The organism is Xanthomarina sp. F2636L, from assembly GCF_026410195.1.
Classification (GTDB): Bacteria; Bacteroidota; Bacteroidia; order Flavobacteriales; family Flavobacteriaceae; genus Xanthomarina.
In genome coordinates, this window is record NZ_JAPMLM010000058.1 from 80,948 (window position 1) to 97,483 (window position 16,536).

At 32.1% G+C, this 16,536-nt stretch carries 15 protein-coding genes; 5 read left to right on the plus strand and 10 right to left on the minus strand.

What is annotated here, in order from left to right; all coding sequences use genetic code 11:
* Window positions 1-58: 58 nt before the first annotated feature.
* The 6 genes from lepB to OS191_RS04165 all read right to left on the minus strand — a co-directional run bounded on the left by lepB (window position 59) and on the right by OS191_RS04165 (window position 5,942).
* Window positions 59-1,636 (minus strand): signal peptidase I, encoded by a 1,578-nt coding sequence (lepB, locus tag OS191_RS04140; RefSeq protein ID WP_267154454.1) that lies wholly within the window; start codon window positions 1,634-1,636, stop codon window positions 59-61.
* A 64-nt stretch (window positions 1,637-1,700) separates the two neighbouring features.
* On the minus strand, window positions 1,701-2,402 hold the full coding sequence (gene dapB, locus OS191_RS04145) for a 4-hydroxy-tetrahydrodipicolinate reductase (protein WP_267154455.1): 702 nt from the start codon (window positions 2,400-2,402) through the stop codon (window positions 1,701-1,703).
* A gap of 3 nt (window positions 2,403-2,405) precedes the next feature.
* Window positions 2,406-3,008 (minus strand): DUF5683 domain-containing protein, encoded by a 603-nt coding sequence (locus tag OS191_RS04150; RefSeq protein ID WP_267154456.1) that lies wholly within the window; start codon window positions 3,006-3,008, stop codon window positions 2,406-2,408.
* Window positions 2,998-3,897, minus strand: a complete 900-nt coding sequence (locus tag OS191_RS04155) for a ParB/RepB/Spo0J family partition protein (protein ID WP_267154457.1) — start codon at window positions 3,895-3,897, stop codon at window positions 2,998-3,000. Before OS191_RS04155 ends, OS191_RS04150 begins: the two co-directional genes overlap by 11 nt.
* A 2-nt stretch (window positions 3,898-3,899) precedes the next feature.
* Complete coding sequence (locus OS191_RS04160; RefSeq protein ID WP_267154458.1) at window positions 3,900-4,664, minus strand: ParA family protein; 765 nt, start codon at window positions 4,662-4,664, stop codon at window positions 3,900-3,902.
* A 123-nt stretch (window positions 4,665-4,787) separates the two neighbouring features.
* A complete protein-coding gene (locus OS191_RS04165) occupies window positions 4,788-5,942 on the minus strand; it encodes a porin family protein (protein WP_267154459.1) in 1,155 nt (384 codons plus the stop codon).
* 168 nt (window positions 5,943-6,110) lie between these two features.
* Between OS191_RS04165 and nirK the strand changes: the two genes are divergently transcribed.
* The 4 genes from nirK to OS191_RS04185 all read left to right on the plus strand — a co-directional run bounded on the left by nirK (window position 6,111) and on the right by OS191_RS04185 (window position 10,422).
* Window positions 6,111-7,580 (plus strand): copper-containing nitrite reductase, encoded by a 1,470-nt coding sequence (gene nirK / locus OS191_RS04170; RefSeq protein WP_267154460.1) that lies wholly within the window; start codon window positions 6,111-6,113, stop codon window positions 7,578-7,580.
* 9 nt (window positions 7,581-7,589) lie between these two features.
* Window positions 7,590-8,366, plus strand: coding sequence for a formylglycine-generating enzyme family protein (locus tag OS191_RS04175; protein ID WP_267154461.1), 777 nt, complete (start codon window positions 7,590-7,592; stop codon window positions 8,364-8,366).
* Window positions 8,367-9,086 (plus strand): SCO family protein, encoded by a 720-nt coding sequence (locus tag OS191_RS04180; RefSeq protein WP_267154462.1) that lies wholly within the window; start codon window positions 8,367-8,369, stop codon window positions 9,084-9,086.
* A 64-nt stretch (window positions 9,087-9,150) separates the two neighbouring features.
* Window positions 9,151-10,422 carry an alginate export family protein gene (locus tag OS191_RS04185; protein WP_267154463.1) on the plus strand — a complete coding sequence of 424 codons (1,272 nt, stop codon included), beginning with the start codon at window positions 9,151-9,153 and terminating at the stop codon, window positions 10,420-10,422.
* 17 nt (window positions 10,423-10,439) lie between these two features.
* On the opposite strand, the gene OS191_RS04190 is transcribed toward OS191_RS04185, so the two are convergent.
* From OS191_RS04190 to OS191_RS04205, 4 genes are all read right to left on the minus strand, one after another.
* Window positions 10,440-10,901 carry a hemerythrin domain-containing protein gene (locus tag OS191_RS04190; RefSeq protein WP_267154464.1) on the minus strand — a complete coding sequence of 154 codons (462 nt, stop codon included), beginning with the start codon at window positions 10,899-10,901 and terminating at the stop codon, window positions 10,440-10,442.
* Window positions 10,873-12,084: a hypothetical protein gene (locus tag OS191_RS04195; protein ID WP_267154465.1), complete on the minus strand. Its 1,212-nt coding sequence runs from the start codon at window positions 12,082-12,084 to the stop codon at window positions 10,873-10,875. Before OS191_RS04195 ends, OS191_RS04190 begins: the two co-directional genes overlap by 29 nt.
* A 244-nt stretch (window positions 12,085-12,328) precedes the next feature.
* Window positions 12,329-13,060, minus strand: coding sequence for an iron-sulfur cluster repair di-iron protein (ric, locus tag OS191_RS04200; protein WP_267154466.1), 732 nt, complete (start codon window positions 13,058-13,060; stop codon window positions 12,329-12,331).
* 68 nt (window positions 13,061-13,128) lie between these two features.
* Entirely contained in the window at window positions 13,129-13,563 is a 435-nt protein-coding gene (locus OS191_RS04205; RefSeq protein ID WP_267154467.1) for an RrF2 family transcriptional regulator, read from the minus strand.
* 133 nt (window positions 13,564-13,696) lie between these two features.
* Between OS191_RS04205 and OS191_RS04210 the strand changes: the two genes are divergently transcribed.
* Complete coding sequence (locus tag OS191_RS04210; RefSeq protein WP_267154468.1) at window positions 13,697-16,462, plus strand: M16 family metallopeptidase; 2,766 nt, start codon at window positions 13,697-13,699, stop codon at window positions 16,460-16,462.
* Window positions 16,463-16,536 lie beyond the last annotated feature (74 nt).

A 16,536-nucleotide genomic window follows, 5' to 3' on the forward strand; every position in this document is an offset into this window, starting at 1 on the left:
AGTTGTTTGAAGTTAGGTTTTTTTAAAATATTCAGCCAAACGTCTTTAAGCCTAACAACTAACTATTTGCTTTTTTATGCTTTCTCCACTTGTTAAAACCGAATAAAACAGCTAATGCAATTAAAAACGGAATTATATAAGATACAGGTTTTCCACTTCCGTGAACCGTAGTGAAAAATCTGTCCCAACGTGGTTTTCCAAATCTATCCCAACTCATCCAGATAAATACTGGTTTTCCTACCACATGGTCAAATGGTACAAATCCCCAAGATCTAGCATCTTGAGAGTTATGACGGTTGTCTCCCATCATCCAGTAGTAATCGTTTTTAAAAGTATAAGAGGTTGCTACTTCTCCATTAATAAAAATTTGATTTCCCTTTATTTGAAGTGTATTATTCTCATATTCTGTAATAACTCTTTTATATAAAGGCAAAACATTTAAATCTAAATCAATTGTTGCACCAGCTTCAGGGATGTAAAGTGGACCAAAAAAATCATTGTTCCAATGGTAGTTTGGATCGTGAGGAAACACGCTAGCTTCACGCTGTCCTTTTTCTCGTTTTAAAGATTCGACACTTGCAACGTTTGGATGATCTTTAAACTGATTTAAGGTCTCATCTGTTATTCCAGGAAAATAACTTATAGAATAATCTTGATTGTATTGTGGCAAATCAGTAATATCATATCTTTTAGTTAATTGATCGTTATTGAAAGGACCGTTTTTAGTTTCAATTTTATAAGAAAACTGCAGTTTAGCTCTATCTGGTAATTCATTTTGTTTCCCATTAATATAAACATAACCATCTCGAACTTCTAGTGAATCTCCAGGTAATCCAACGGCACGTTTTACATAGTTTGTTTTCTTATCGATAGGTTTATAGCGATTTCTATCTGTATAACGCATATTTAGCATGGTATCTACAGGCCAGTTAAACACAACAATATCATTGCGCTTTATGTTTTGAAAACCAGGAATACGCATATAAGGTAAAGACAGCTTATTAACAAAGGCTGTGTTTTTTTTCTCTAAATGATCGTTATACAAATAAGATTTCTTTTTTATAAAAGGAATGGTATCATGAACCATTGGTGCAGCAATAGTAGTCATTGGTACTCGAGGCCCATAATGAAATTTACTTACAAAGAGAAAATCTCCTACCAATAAGGATTTCTCTAATGATGATGTTGGAATGGTATAAGGTTGAATAAAATATGTATGGACAATGGTAGCAGCTACAATAGCAAAAAGAATGGAACTCACCCAATCTCCTGCTGAAGTTCGAGGGTGTAAACTTCTGTCTTTAACATGTTCAAGATCTAAAACATAATTAAGGTAATAATTATAAAAGCCTAAGGTTAAGATTGCCAGAACAGTATCTTTTGTCGTGTTTTTTCCAAAACTTCTAGCAGTTTCAACCCAAACTACAGGAAACATTATAAGATTTACAATAGGTAAGAAAAGTAAAATAGTCCACCACCAAGGTCTATTAATTATTTTCATTAAAATAACAGCATTGTAAACTGGAACAAAAGCTTCCCAAGCTTGTCTACCAGCTTTTATATATAATTTCCAAGTTCCTAATCCATGAATTATTTGAATAATTATTAGGAAAATAAACAATTGCGTTAAGGTCATAGTTTTGTCTTTTGTTTTTTTATTAGTGCAAAATCACTAAAAAATGTTACTTATTATGTAAGTGTTAACCAATATTTAACACATCATTCATGGTGAAAACTCCTGTTTTTCCCACAATCCATTCTGCAGCTACAATAGCTCCAAGAGCAAACCCTTCTCTAGTGTGCGCTGTGTGTGTTATGGTTATAGTATCTGTTTTACTTGTATAGTCTATAGCATGTGTTCCAGGAACATTTTCTAATCGTTTGGCTGTAATAGGAATGCTATTTTCCTTGGTTTTGTTTAGTAGCCATTTGTTGTATTCTTGATGTTCTGATATAATTCCTTCTGCCAAGGTTATAGCTGTGCCACTTGGTGCATCTAGCTTTTGCGTATGATGAATTTCTTCAATAGAAACCTGATATTGTTTCAATTGGTTCATCATTTTTGCTAGATGTTTGTTTAGTTCAAAAAAAATGTTGACTCCTAAGCTAAAATTTGAAGCATAAATAAAAGAGCCCTTATTTTCAAGACAAAGTTGTACAGCATGTTCGTAATTATTTAACCAGCCTGTTGTTCCAGAAATAACAGGAACTCCTGATTTTAGACACTTTGCAATATTAAAAAAGGCAGCTTTTGGTACGCTGAAGTCAATAGCAACATCAGCTTGAGAAATATCGTAACCATCCTCATCATTGGTTTTTATTACAATTTCATGTCCACGTCGTAAAGCAATTTCTTCAATTGTTTTACCCATTCTTCCATAACCAAGCAATGCAATTTTCATGAACTAGAATTTGAAATTTAATGTTAGACCTAGATCTCCGGTATTATCGTATTCATTTAATTTATAATGAGGTTTTAGAGATAAGTTATCATCTACATTATATTGAAGTAAATGTGCATCTACATTGGCATCAATAATGTTTAAGGCGTAAATAGCGATGGTAACCAATAGCGAAATTTCTCTGTTTCTACCAAAGTTTTTTTGTGCTTCCTGTAAGCCATCTGTAGTAACGGTTCCAAAAAACTCATCATCTTCAAAACCGGCTAATCGTCTTTTATAGGCATCTCTATAACGGTTGTATTCTTTGTTGTTATCTATGTAGAAATAAAGTCCAACTCCCAAACCAGCATAGACAATAGGTATTTTCCAGTATTTTTTATTGTAAGCTTGGCCTAAACCAGGTAGGACAGCAGAATAGAAAGCAGCACGAGCAGGAGATAAAGGGTCTATAGGGTCTTGAATTATAGATCCTGCTTCCACAACCAACTCTTCTGTTGGAATGTTGTTTTCGTTCTTTTTCTTATCTTTTTTCTTGTCTTCTTGTGCAACAGTAGATAGACAAAACACAAGAAAAAAAACAGCTAGTATGACAAGTTTATTTGGCACCCTTTATTAGTTTTAACATACGTTTAAAATCTTCTTCGGAATGAAATGGAATTGTAATATTCCCTTTGCCATTCTTAGAAACTTTAACGCTAATTTTATGTCCAAAGTATTCAGAAAAATCTTGAGTTCCTTTTTTTATGAAATTGGGGATTTCTAGTTTTTCTGGAACCTCTATTGTTTTCTTGTTTTGGTAGGTCTTAACCAAAGCTTCTGTGTCTCTAACAGATAATTTGTTTGAAATAATTTTTTCGTAAATATCAAGTTGAATGTTTTGATCTTCAATATTGATGATGGCTCTTCCATGACCCATGGAAATAAAACCATCTCTCATACCAGTTTGAATAATAGGATCTAACCTTAATAAACGTAAATAATTAGCAATGGTTGAGCGTTTTTTTCCAACACGTTCACTCATTTGCTCTTGCGTTAAGTTAATTTCATCAATTAATCTTTGGTAAGATAAAGCAATTTCAATTGGATCTAAATCTTGACGTTGAATATTTTCAACCAAAGCCATTTCTAAAGATTCTTGATCATTTGCAATACGAATGTATGCTGGAATGGTTTTTAAGCCAATTAATTTGGAAGCTCTAAAACGTCTTTCTCCAGAAACTAATTGAAACTTATTAAATTCAAGCTTCCTAACAGTTATTGGTTGAATAACACCTAATTCTTTGATAGAAGATGCTAGTTCTAATAAAGTTTCTTCATTAAAATTAGTTCTTGGTTGAAACGGGTTGATATCAATAGTTTCTATGTCTAATTCAACAATACTACCAATAACCTTATCTGCATTTTTATCTTGTACAGATGATATGTCGTTTGAAGGGTCTTTTAAAAGAGCCGATAATCCTCTTCCTAAAGCCTGTTTTTTTGTTGCCTTCGCCATTTTTAGGAGTTTTTAATAATAAGTTCTTTTGCCAAACTTAAGTAATTAGAAGCGCCTTTGCTACTTGCGTCATAGTTTATAATACTTTCTCCATAGCTTGGAGCTTCACTTAAACGAACATTTCTTTGAATAATGGTTTGAAATACCATATCGTTAAAATGCTTTTGGACTTCTTCAACCACTTGATTGGATAGACGTAAACGCGAATCGTACATAGTTAACAATAAGCCTTCAATATCTAAGGTTTGATTATGTATTTTTTGAACACTTTTAATGGTGTTTAAAAGTTTTCCTAAGCCTTCTAATGCAAAATATTCACATTGAATTGGAATAATTACAGAGTCTGAGGCTGTTAGGGCGTTTAATGTTAATAACCCTAGAGAAGGTGCGCAATCTATTAGAATAAAATCATAGTCATTCTTAATATCTTGTAATGCTTTTTTAAGCATATATTCACGTTCTTCCTTGTCTACTAATTCAATTTCTATAGCTACTAAATCTATATGCGATGGAATTACGTCCAGATTTGGTGAGCTGGTTTTTAAAATAGAATCTTTGGCATTGCTAGAATGTTCCAACAATTGGTAGGTACCAACGTCTACTGTATCTACATCTATTCCTAATCCTGAAGTCGCATTGGCTTGTGGGTCTGCATCTATTAAAAGTACTTTCTTTTCAAGTACTCCAAGAGAAGCAGCTAAATTTATTGAGGTTGTTGTTTTTCCAACGCCACCTTTTTGATTAGCAATTGCTATGATTTTACCCATTAATGATTTGGTTTTTTATAACCGTAAAAATACAATTATTTGTGAGTTTAAAAAACGTAACTTGTTAACAAAAAAGTCGCTTCTTCAAGCGACTTTTATCTTACTAGAAGTTTTTATTAAAAATTAAAACACATATGTTGCTTTTAATTGAAAGCCAGACATTTTATAATAACCTTCTATTCTGCTTAAGTTATCGGTAGAAACAACTTCAAATTTGTTTTCTGGTTGATATGTTAAATTAAAATCTATTTTTTGTTTTCCAAAGTGAATATATGAACCGATACCAAGGTTATAAGCTAATTTATTAGTAGAATCAAAATTTATTAATTGCGCTCCAAACACGGCATCTTGAACAGAAACACTAGACATGGAATTAAAAATAAACCCACCATTAAACCCTATGTAAGGGCTAAACGTTTTACTAATGTTATTAAAAGTATATCGTGTTCCAATCATTCCGGTGATATAAGATAGTTCAGATTTTAAATGAATTAAATTCTCACTAGAATTAAACTTTTTTGGTAAAGAATAATCTACTAAAATTATAAATCCTAAACGCTTCTCTAGCATATTTGTGTTAAAATATACCTGAGCTCCAATTACTGGTGTTCCATAATTATTAGAAACCCCTGGAGATAAATCGTCAAAAGTAGTATTTAAGAAGCTATAGCCTATATTTACACCAATTTCAATAATTTCTGAAGGTGCATTTGCAAGTTCAATAATGTTTGTTGCAAACTGGGTGTCTTCACTTAAATTACAGGTGTTAAAAGTTTCAACAACATCTTTTAAAACACTAATTGAAATAGATTGATTTTTATTATAAGCAAGTTCTTGCGCTTCTTGACATTTATTAACAAAAACCGAAAGAGTTGCATAGTCAAATCTATTTAAGGTTTTTTCATCAATTACAACTCTTGGAATTTCCTTTAAACCATATTCTTCATTTTCTAAAAAATAATTTTTCCCACTTTTATAAAGCGATAAGGTGCTTTTGCTAACTTCTTCTAAAAGATATAAGCTTTTTTTATATTGTCTTGTTTTGTAGTTAACATTATTTTTTCTGAGGCTTACAACATCATTTAAAGAAATGTCTGTCTTGTCATTATTTGCCGTTTTAGTTTTTAATCCAACAATAAAATCTTCTGTATTGTATTCAAAACTTACTTTATCAAATTGTTTTTTGGAGCCATCTTTAAAAGTAATGGTCGAAGAATTATTTTGTGCAAACCCATAGGTAGAACATAAAATTAAGTAGATTAGGATTGTTTTTTTCATATTATTTTTTTATTTTTTAATGGTTCAAAGATATTATTTCCAAAAGCTAATTTCATGATTTTTGTCATATTTTCGCTAAGTTTATACGCATATATTTGCAGTGTAACAATTAGGATTAATTTGTCCGAATTAAGAACTGAATTAATAAATCACTAAAAATTATTTTTTATGAAAACAAACCAAAAATCAAAAAGAAAATTTAGATTAGTAAGGAATATGGCTTTACTAATAACACCTATCTTTTTTGTAGCTTGTTTAAACGACAAGAAAGAAGAGAAAGTAAATGCAGCTGAAATTCCAGTAAATCAAGAGATGATGGCCGAATTAACTTCGCCACCAAACGTTCCAACACCCGTAGGAGCAAGAAAAGCGAAAAAGCTTAAAGTGAATATGGAAATACTAGAAGAAGAAGGCGAAATGACGGACGGTGTGCGCTACAACTATTGGACATTTGGAGGTTCTGTACCAGGAAGTTTTATTAGAACTCGAGTAGGTGATGAAGTAGAGTTTACATTATCGAATCACCCCGATAACAAGTTGCCGCATAATATTGATTTACATGCCGTAACTGGACCAGGTGGAGGCGCTGAGTCTTCTTTCGTAGCTCCAGGTTTTGAAAAAACGTTTTCTTTTAAAACGTTAAATCCAGGGCTTTTTGTTTACCATTGTGCTACAGCACCAGTTGGGATGCATATTGCAAACGGAATGTATGGTTTAATTTTAGTTGAACCAGAAGGAGGTTTACCACCTGTAGATAAAGAATATTATATTATGCAAGGTGATTTCTATACCAAAGGAAAAAATGGTGAAAGAGGATTACAACCTTTCGATATGCAGAAAGCAGTTGATGAAAATGCAGATTACGTGGTGTTTAACGGTAGTGTTGATGGTTTAACAGGCGATAATGCTATTACTGCCAAAGTAGGAGAAACTGTAAGACTTTATGTTGGTAATGGTGGACCAAACCTAGTATCATCATTCCATGTTATTGGCGAAATATTTGATAAAGTATATGTTGAAGGTGGCGATTTAATTAACGAAAATATCCAAACAACACTTATCCCTGCAGGAGGTGCTGCTATTGTAGAGTTCCGTGTAGACGTTCCTGGGTCACTTGTTTTAGTAGATCACTCTATTTTTAGAGCTTTTAATAAGGGTGCGTTAGGAATTTTAAATGTTGAAGGAGAAGAAGATGAGAAAATCTATTCAGGTGAAACATATGAAGGTATCTACCATCCGGAAGGCCCTGGTATTCAAAGTATGCCTACAACAGATGAAATTGTAGAATCTGAAGTTCCAGCAAAATCATTTGAGGAGCAAATGGAATATGGTAAACAAGTATATATGCAAACCTGTTTTGCTTGTCACCAAGGTGAAGGTCAAGGGATTCCTAATGCGTTTCCTCCATTGGCAAAATCAGATTACTTAAATGCTGATGTTAATCGTGCCATTAGTGCGGTAGTAAATGGGTTAAGTGGAGAAATAACTGTAAACGGAAAAACTTATAATAGTGTTATGACGAGACAGATGATTTCTTCAGAAGAGGTTGCAAATGTATTAACTTACGTTTACAATAGCTGGGGTAACAATAAACAAGTTGTTACAACAGAGATGGTTAATAAAGTAAAAAATAAATAAATTTTAATTATGAAAACCAAAGTCTTTAGCTTGTTATTAACGTGTTTAGTTTTTCAAACTTTTATGTTTGGACAAGCTAAAGAAATGGTTCTCATAGAAGGTAGTCGCTATTTACCACTTTACGGAAGGGATTCTACAGTAGTTGCTGTCAAGGATTTTAAAATGGATGTGTATCCAGTAAGTGTTGAAGAATATATGACTTTTTTAAAAGATAATCCGAAATGGCGAAAGTCTAATGTTAAAGGATTATTTGCAGACAAAAGTTACTTGTCTAACTGGGAATCCGATTTAAAAATGAATGAATCTGTTAACCCAAATAGTCCAATTACAAATGTATCTTGGTTTGCAGCTAAAGCTTACTGCGAATGCCAAGACAAACGTTTACCAACTGTTGATGAGTGGGAATATGCTGCTATGGCAGACGAAACTACTAAAGATGCTAGAGTTAAACCAGATTATAACGCACGGATTTTATCTTGGTACGAAGAACCTCGTAAAGAACTTATTATTGGTGATAGCCCAAAAAATATATGGGGAGTTTACGATTTGCACGGCTTAGTGTGGGAGTGGACTCTAGATTTTAATTCGGTATTAATCACTGGAGAATCAAGAAAAGATACCGATAAGGACAGTAATTTGTTTTGTGGTAGTGCGTCCATAAATGCTACCGATTTAATGAATTATGCAGCCTTTATGCGTTATGCGATTAGAGGAAGTTTGCAAGCAAAAAATTCTATGAAAAACTTAGGTTTTCGTTGTGTAAAGGATGTAAATGAATTAAAATAAATGAAATATCTAAAAACAATCATATCAGTAATGATGTTGCTTATAGTAGTAACATCTTGTAATTCAGATAAATCTAAAGGTTCTCAAGAAGAAGTAGCCGTTTATCAATGTCCCATGCAATGCGAAGGGGATAAAACCTATACTGAAAACGTAACTTGTCCTATCTGTAAAATGGATTTAAAACAAGTTGATGCCCAAGTAAAAAAATCTGAAGCTAGCGATGAAATTTCAGGTGAATCTATTTTTAATCTTACTAGTAAATGGAATACAGAAGAAGGTAAAGAAATTCAACTTGAAGATTTAAAAGGAAAAACCTTAGTTATGGTTATGATTTATACGTCTTGTAAAGCAGCCTGTCCAAGACTTGTTGCAGATATGCGAAATATTGAAGCTAAAATTCCTAAGGAAAGATTACAAAATTTAAACTTTGTTCTAGTAAGTATAGACCCTACTGTAGACACACCAAAACGTCTTAAAGATTTTGCCATAGAAAATGTTATGGATGATGAGCACTGGACATTTTTACAAGGAACAGAAAGTGGTGTAAGAGAGTTTGCCAATGTTCTTTCTGTAAAATATAAAGAAATTTCACCTATAGACTTTTCACATTCTAATATTATAAGTGTTTTTAATTCTGAAGGCGAGTTAATCCACCAACAAGAAGGCTTAGGTGTAGACAATAAAGAAACTGTAGAAGCTATTATTCAGTTAACACAATAATTTTACCACTCGATAATTATTAAAAAGCGTTTTTATAACGCTATCGAATCCTAAAAATAATACAATGAAAAAAATACTAGCAATCCTATGTATAGGACTTGGCATGGCAACCTATGCTCAAGAATTTGAAGTTTCGGCAGAATTAAGACCTCGGTTTGAATACAGACATGGTTACAAAACATTAGCCGTAGACTCTATAAATGCAGCTGCTTTTGTATCTCAGCGAACACGTTTAAATTTTGGGTACAAAAGTGAAAAACTAAATGCCTATTTTAGTTTGCAAAACGTAAGAGTTTGGGGAGATGTTCCAACTTTATCAGATTCTGATGTCAACGGCACAGCCATTCATGAAGCTTGGGCTGAAGTTCTTTTAAACAACCAGTTTTCTTTAAAATTTGGACGCCAAGAAATTGTTTACGACGACCAACGAATGTTTGGTAATGTAGGCTGGGCACAACAGGCCAGAAGCCACGATGCGCTTATTGTAACCTTTAAACCAAATAAAAATAACAGAATAGACTTAGGTTTAGCTCTTAGTGCTGAAAGTGAATCTTTGGCTGAAATAGATTATAATGTAAATAACTACAAATCGTTTCAGTATCTATGGTATCATACCCGTTTAAGTGATATTGGATTGAGCTTTTTAATTCTTAATAATGGTTTGGCTTATTACGATTTAGATAGCGAGCAACAAGTAGATTATAACCAAACTTTTGGAACACATGCTAGCTATGCTAAAAGCAAACTAAAAGCAGATGCTTCTGCTTACTTTCAAACAGGAAAAATAGCAAATACAGATTTAAGCGCTTTTAACTTCGCTTTAAATGCATATTATGACATTACAGATAATTTTAATATAGGTTTAGGAGGTGAGTATTTATCTGGTACAGATATGAACACTACAAGTAATAAGCTTGAATCTTTTAATCCTTGGTATGGAACCAACCATAAATTTAATGGATGGATGGATTATTTCTATGTTGGCAGTCATTCAGCTTCTGTTGGGTTACTGGATTTGAATGCAACCATTGCTTACCAAAAGAATAAATTTACAGCGAAATTAATGCCACATTTCTTTTCCTCAGCAGCAACTATTATTAATGGTTCAGGAGAGGAGTTAAGCAATACTTTAGGAACTGAAATAGATTTGACACTTGGTTATAATTTCTCGAAAGACATCCAGTTTCAAGTAGGATATTCTCAAATGTTTGCTACAGAAAGTATGGAAGTTTTAAAAGGAGGAGATAAAGATGCAACCAACAATTGGGCGTGGGCTATGATTGTGGTAAAACCAACCTTGTTTAAAACCAACTTCAAAAAAGAAGTAACAGAATAAAAACTATTTAAAATAGATTATTTCCAAAATTCATCATCAAGATTGTCTTCAAAAGGCGCTTCGTGGTGAATTTTTTCTATTAGAATTAATTGCTCTTCTGTTGCAATTTTTTGAATTTCAGGAAAAAGCACGCGTTCCTCAAAACGAATATGTTGTTCTAATTCTTCTTCAATTTTACTTAAGGTTTTTGGTTCTACTTCTGTTTCCGAAAACAATCGCTTTAAACGTCTGTGTTCTGCTAAAGCACGTTTTACCAGTTCATTGTCACTTTCTAAAATAGGGAAAACATGATTTTCTTCCATGTCAAAATGAGGAATCAAATGTGTTTCAAAAAACCAATCTGCATATGTTTTTATACGTTTTGGATCTATGTTTTTATTGAATCCGCTTCTAATTTTCCATGATAAAAGTAAGCCATGATGATGCTCTCTGCTTAAAGGTTGTAACGCTTTATGACGTTTTTGAGGTTTGGTTTTCATATGATTTGGTTTTATAAATATTAAAAATAAGACCTACAATTCCTAAAGGAAGTAAGATACTACTTAAAAACAGTAAGACATAATAGTTTGGTAACAATCCTATTCCAAAGTAAAACAAACAGCCTTGAATTATTAAAATGAGCTCTGTTAGCACAAACCCCAATACAAAAATATACATTCCAAGAGTTATGTTTTTATTGAACTTTACTAAGTTGCTTTGTAAAATATAAACAAATAAAAATCCTGAAATAACGCCTAACATGGTTAAATGTATGAAGCCAATTACTAAGTTTCTATGTTGAAATGCCATATTTGAAATTTCTGGAATTAATGATAAAGTTTGCATACCTATTTTTAATATGAAACAGAATAAGGCAAACCTTAACATGAACTTAATAATTTTAGAGCTTTCATTGATTACTTTTTTAAAGCCGGGTTTAATTAGATTTAAAAAAATCATTAAAGCAGCTATTTGAAGTATTACACCCAAACCATTAACCCAAAGTAACGTAATATGTGGGGCAAACCAGTTTATAGGTAAAGCAAATGTGAGAATGGTTGAGGTAATTAGTAATTTAAAAAAAAGTCTAAATTTTCTTGAGTCTTTTATCTGTAACTTATGAAACAGAATGGCTAAAACAGCTATTAAAAACCATCCGTTAAACTGAAAATGTAGGAAAAACTGTATGGCAATTTGATAAAAAGCTGAAGCCTGACCAAGAATTCCAACTGCAGGACCTAAACACCATACTCCAATGGTAGAAATAATCATAAATAGGAGTGATCCTTTAAGTAACAGTTTGGAGACTATAGACTGCGTTTCATGGTTTTTCCAAATAAGTCTAAAAAAATAATAACTACAAAATATATGGAGCGTCGAGAATGTTATTGAAATTGCAGCATAGCCTTGAAAAGGAAAACTGAACAACATACCAACAACTGCAATTTGGGTAATCCAGAATAAGATATTGTAAACATGTTTTTTCTCAGGAATAAAATAATGGACAAAAAGTGTGTAAAGCATTAAATATACCCAACCCAACATGGCAATATGTGAATGCGCATGTGTTAAAAACCGATAATTAAAAGAGATAGGAGATAAATAGGTGTAGCGCAAAGCCAATCCTAATAAGGCTGCAATAAGAAAATTAATTAAGCAAGTAAGTACGAGCTTTTTGGGCATATTTAAAAACAATAGTAAAATGTAAAAGTAACGAAATAAAGAAAAACACTCCTCTTGTATTAGAAAAACTACATGAACATAAACTTACTCCTCAACAAATTTAAAACCATAATTAATTACAGGAGAAGTGTTTTATTAAATACTATTACTAATGTTAAAATATTTATATTTTAAAATCTGGAAGCCGTTGGGGAAGAGACTCCCAGATTTATCTTTAGAAAATGTCATTTGCTATTAATCATTCTTAAAGAAAAGCTTTTTCTAATTTGGCAGCTTCAGGGAATAATATGTTATTTTCTAAATGGATATGTAAGTGTAAATCTTTTTCAAACTCATCCAACATGGCAAATGTTACTTTGTATGTATTACAAGCATCTGCTGGAGGTGTATAATTGTCTGTCAATTCAGCAATTTGTCTAAAGCGCTCTCCTTCATTCTCATGTTCTTGCATCATGGCAGCAATAGGATTAGCAACAGTTTCAAACTGTGGAGATAAAATGGCACCTTTTTCTATTTGTGCTTTTACCATCTTTTTAATGAAAGGGAATAAAATTAATTCCTCTTTTTTCATATGAGATGCAAGCTCACCAGTAGAAGCAGTAAACAACTCATTGATTTTAAATAATTCAGGATGATTCCCACCATGTACTTTACAAAGCTTATCTAAAAACTGACGTAAAACAGGTGTTTTTTCTTCCACATATCTGTGATGTTTTTTCTCAATATACTCAGCTAATAAATCTAATGGCCATGATTTGTAATCTATAGATTGATTTGCATTGGAAGATACAATCTTATCTAAGTCGCTTAATAAAGTGTTGCTATCAATATTATTTTTTGTACAAACTTCTTCGATTGTTCTGTCACCTTTACAGCAGAAATCTATTCCATACTTAGAAAATACTGAAGCTGTTCTATAATCTTCGGCAACATACTGCCCTATTTGTTTTTGTGTGTCTTTAGTTAATGTTTCCATAATTATTTTTATTCGGATGTTTTTATCCTATTTATATTTAAATTTTTTTAAGTGAACTCAATTATTTTTTAAGTTTTTAAAAATGAGACACCAGATTTAATGTCTAATGCTAATTCTTCTAAGTTTGTGTTTTCCAACATAAATTTTAATTCGTCTCTAACAGATTTAAATTTATCGTGTACTGGGCAAGGATGCAACTCATCACAAGTATGTAAACCTAAGCCACAACCTTTATAAATACTGTCTCCATCTATAGCATTAACAATTTGAGATAATTTAATAGTTGCAATAGCATGTTTGTCTATCTCAAAACCACCATAAGCACCTTTTACAGAGTTAATAATTCCATGTCTTACTAGATCTTGAAGAATTTTAGCTGTAAAAGCTTCTGGAGAATTTATTTCTTTAGCAATAGCTTTCAGGCTAACTCGTTTATTTTCATAAGAGTTTAACGCTATATAAATAGACGCTTTAATTCCGTATTCGCATGCTTTAGAAAACATATAATAGTTTTAATTCGGTACAAATGTAAAATAAAAATTTAATACGGACAAATTTATCCGAATTAAAATAATGTTAAATTTTAAAACAGATTTATTTGTAAGATTTTATATATATTTAAAGAAACAAAAAAATATGAAATCAAAAAATCGATTTATTGCTGTATCCGCTAGTTTATTGCTATTTATAATGTCTTTTACTACAGCGGCGCAAATTAAACAGACTGCGAGTGTTGAAGGAATAACAGAATATAAGCTAGATAATGGTTTAAAAGTGCTATTGTTTCCAGATAATTCGTCATCAACAATAACAGTAAATATTACCTATAAGGTTGGTTCTAGGCATGAAGGTTACGGAGAAAAAGGCATGGCTCATCTATTAGAACATATGGTATTTAAAGGCACACCAAAACATCCTAATATTCCAGAAGAACTTACATCTCATGGAGCTAGGCCTAATGGAACAACTTGGTATGATCGTACTAACTATTTCGAAACATTTAATGCAACAGATGAAAATTTAGATTGGGCTTTAGATTTAGAAGCAGATAGAATGGTGAATTCTTATATTGCAAAAAAGGATTTAGAATCTGAATTTTCCGTAGTAAGGAATGAGTTTGAAAGTGGCGAAAACTCACCTTCAGGTGTGTTGATGAAAAAAGTTATTAGTGCTGCATTTATGTGGCATAACTACGGTCAGTCAACTATTGGTAATCGTTCAGATATTGAACGTGTTCCAATAGAAAACTTACAAGCATTTTATAAAAAGTATTATCGCCCAGATAATGCCGTATTAATGGTAACCGGTAAATTTGAAACGGACAAAACTTTAGCTCTTATTGAAAAAAAGTTTTCTGGTTTAAAAAACCCTTCAACACCATTAAACGATGTGCCAACTATAGAGCCTCCACAAGATGGAGAAAAGTTGGTGACTTTAAATAGAGTAGGAGATTTACAAATTGTTTCTGCATTATATCATACCCCAGCCGGATCTCATGAGGATTATGCTGCTATGAGCATCGTAGATAAAGTGCTTAACGATGTCCCATCAGGGAGAATATATAAAGCTTTGGTTGATGAGAATAAAGCCTCTTCTGTTTGGTCGTTTATGCCATTTACAAAAGAGCCTTCTTTTATTTATATAAATGTAAATGTGCCTTCAGATAAATCTTTACCAGAAGCAGAAGCAGCGTTATTAGGCCTATTAGATGATTTAAAAAATAATCCAATTACTGAAGAAGAACTCAATAGAGCGAAATCTTTAGAGCTTAAACAAATAGATCAGTTATTTAGAAATTCGTCTTTTTTAGCTACTTATATGAGTGAATTCATAGGCGCTGGAGATTGGAGATTAGCTTTTATAAATCGAGATAGAATAGAGGAAATGACTGTAGACAAAGTTAACGCTGCTATTCAGAGGTATTTAATTCAAACGAATAGGACAGTAGGAAAGTTTATTCCAACCGAAAAACCTATGCGTGTTGCCATTGAGCATACAGAAAATGTAGAAGAGTTAGTTGCTAATTATAAAGGTAAAGAAAGCCTGGGAGCAGGAGAAGCTTTTGATGTGTCTTATGATAATATTGCAAGTCGTTTAGATATAGGAAATCTTGAAAAAACGGTTATCGAATATGGCTTTATTACTAAAGATAATCGTGGAGAAACAGTTAATCTTACATTTACCATTAGAAATGGAAATATAAACGATTTCATGAATAAAGGAATGATTGCTAGTTATACTGCAGGTATGTTAGATAAAGGAACAACTACCAAAACTAGACAAGATATTGAAGATAAATTAAGCGCTTTGAAATCTTCAGTAAATATCAATGGTTCTAATGGTAACATTCGCGTGACAATAAATAGTACTCGCGAAAATCTAAAAGGGGCTTTAGCAATAATGACAGATATGTTAAAGAATCCAAAGTTTGATCAAACAGAATTAGATAAATTAAAAACACAAGCTCTAGCTAGTATCGAACAAAATAAAACAGAGCCACAGTTTTTAGCCATTAGAGAAATTGGATTGTTAAATCAGAACTACAAAAAAGGACATCCAAATTACAATATGTCCATTGATGAAGAAATTGCAGCTATTAACGATGTAAGCATTGAGAAAATTCAATCGTATTACGATACGTTTTACGGGATATCAGATAATGCAACTTTAGTAGCTATTGGAAATATTAATGAGCAAGAGCTGAAAGATTATTTTGAAGCTGAATTTGCAGATTTTAAAGTAAATAAACCATACCTGCCAATAGCAGACCCATACATTGCAAATACAACAGATAATGTTAAAATTAAAACGCCAGATAAGAAAAACTCGATTTCCTTTGGTGTATTGTCGTTTGAAGTAAGTCAGAATAATGAAGACTATGCAGCTCTACAAATGGCTGGAGCTATTTTAGGTGGTGGGTTTTTGAATTCTCGAATTGCAAATAGACTACGTCAGCAAGATGGAGTTAGTTATGGAGCAGGAGGAAGTGTAAACGTCGATAGCGATAATAAGGATAAAAACTCTTCCATTTTTGTGTATGCTATTTATGCTCCAGAAAATGCTGCAAAAGTACAATTAGGATTTAAAGAAGAGATTGCACGTTTTATTCAAGATGGTATTACTGAAGAAGAACTTCAAGTTGCAATAAACGGATGGGTTCAAGGTCAAAATGTGTCTAGAGCAAAAGATAATGAGTTAGCAAGATTAATTAATAACAACTTATATTATAATAGAGATTTAAACTTTCAGAAAGAAATTGAAGAAAACGTAAAAGGTTTAACTGTTGATGACGTTAATACAGTCATTAAAAAGTATTTCAAAACATTCGAAGAATGGACGGTTGTTAATGCTGGAGATTTTGAAGAATTAAAAATTACTAATGAAGATAAAAAAGTAGATTAATAATTTTTTATAGATTATAAAATAAGCCGATTAGCTTCATGCCAATTGGCTTTTTTGTTTTACTTATTGTTTAG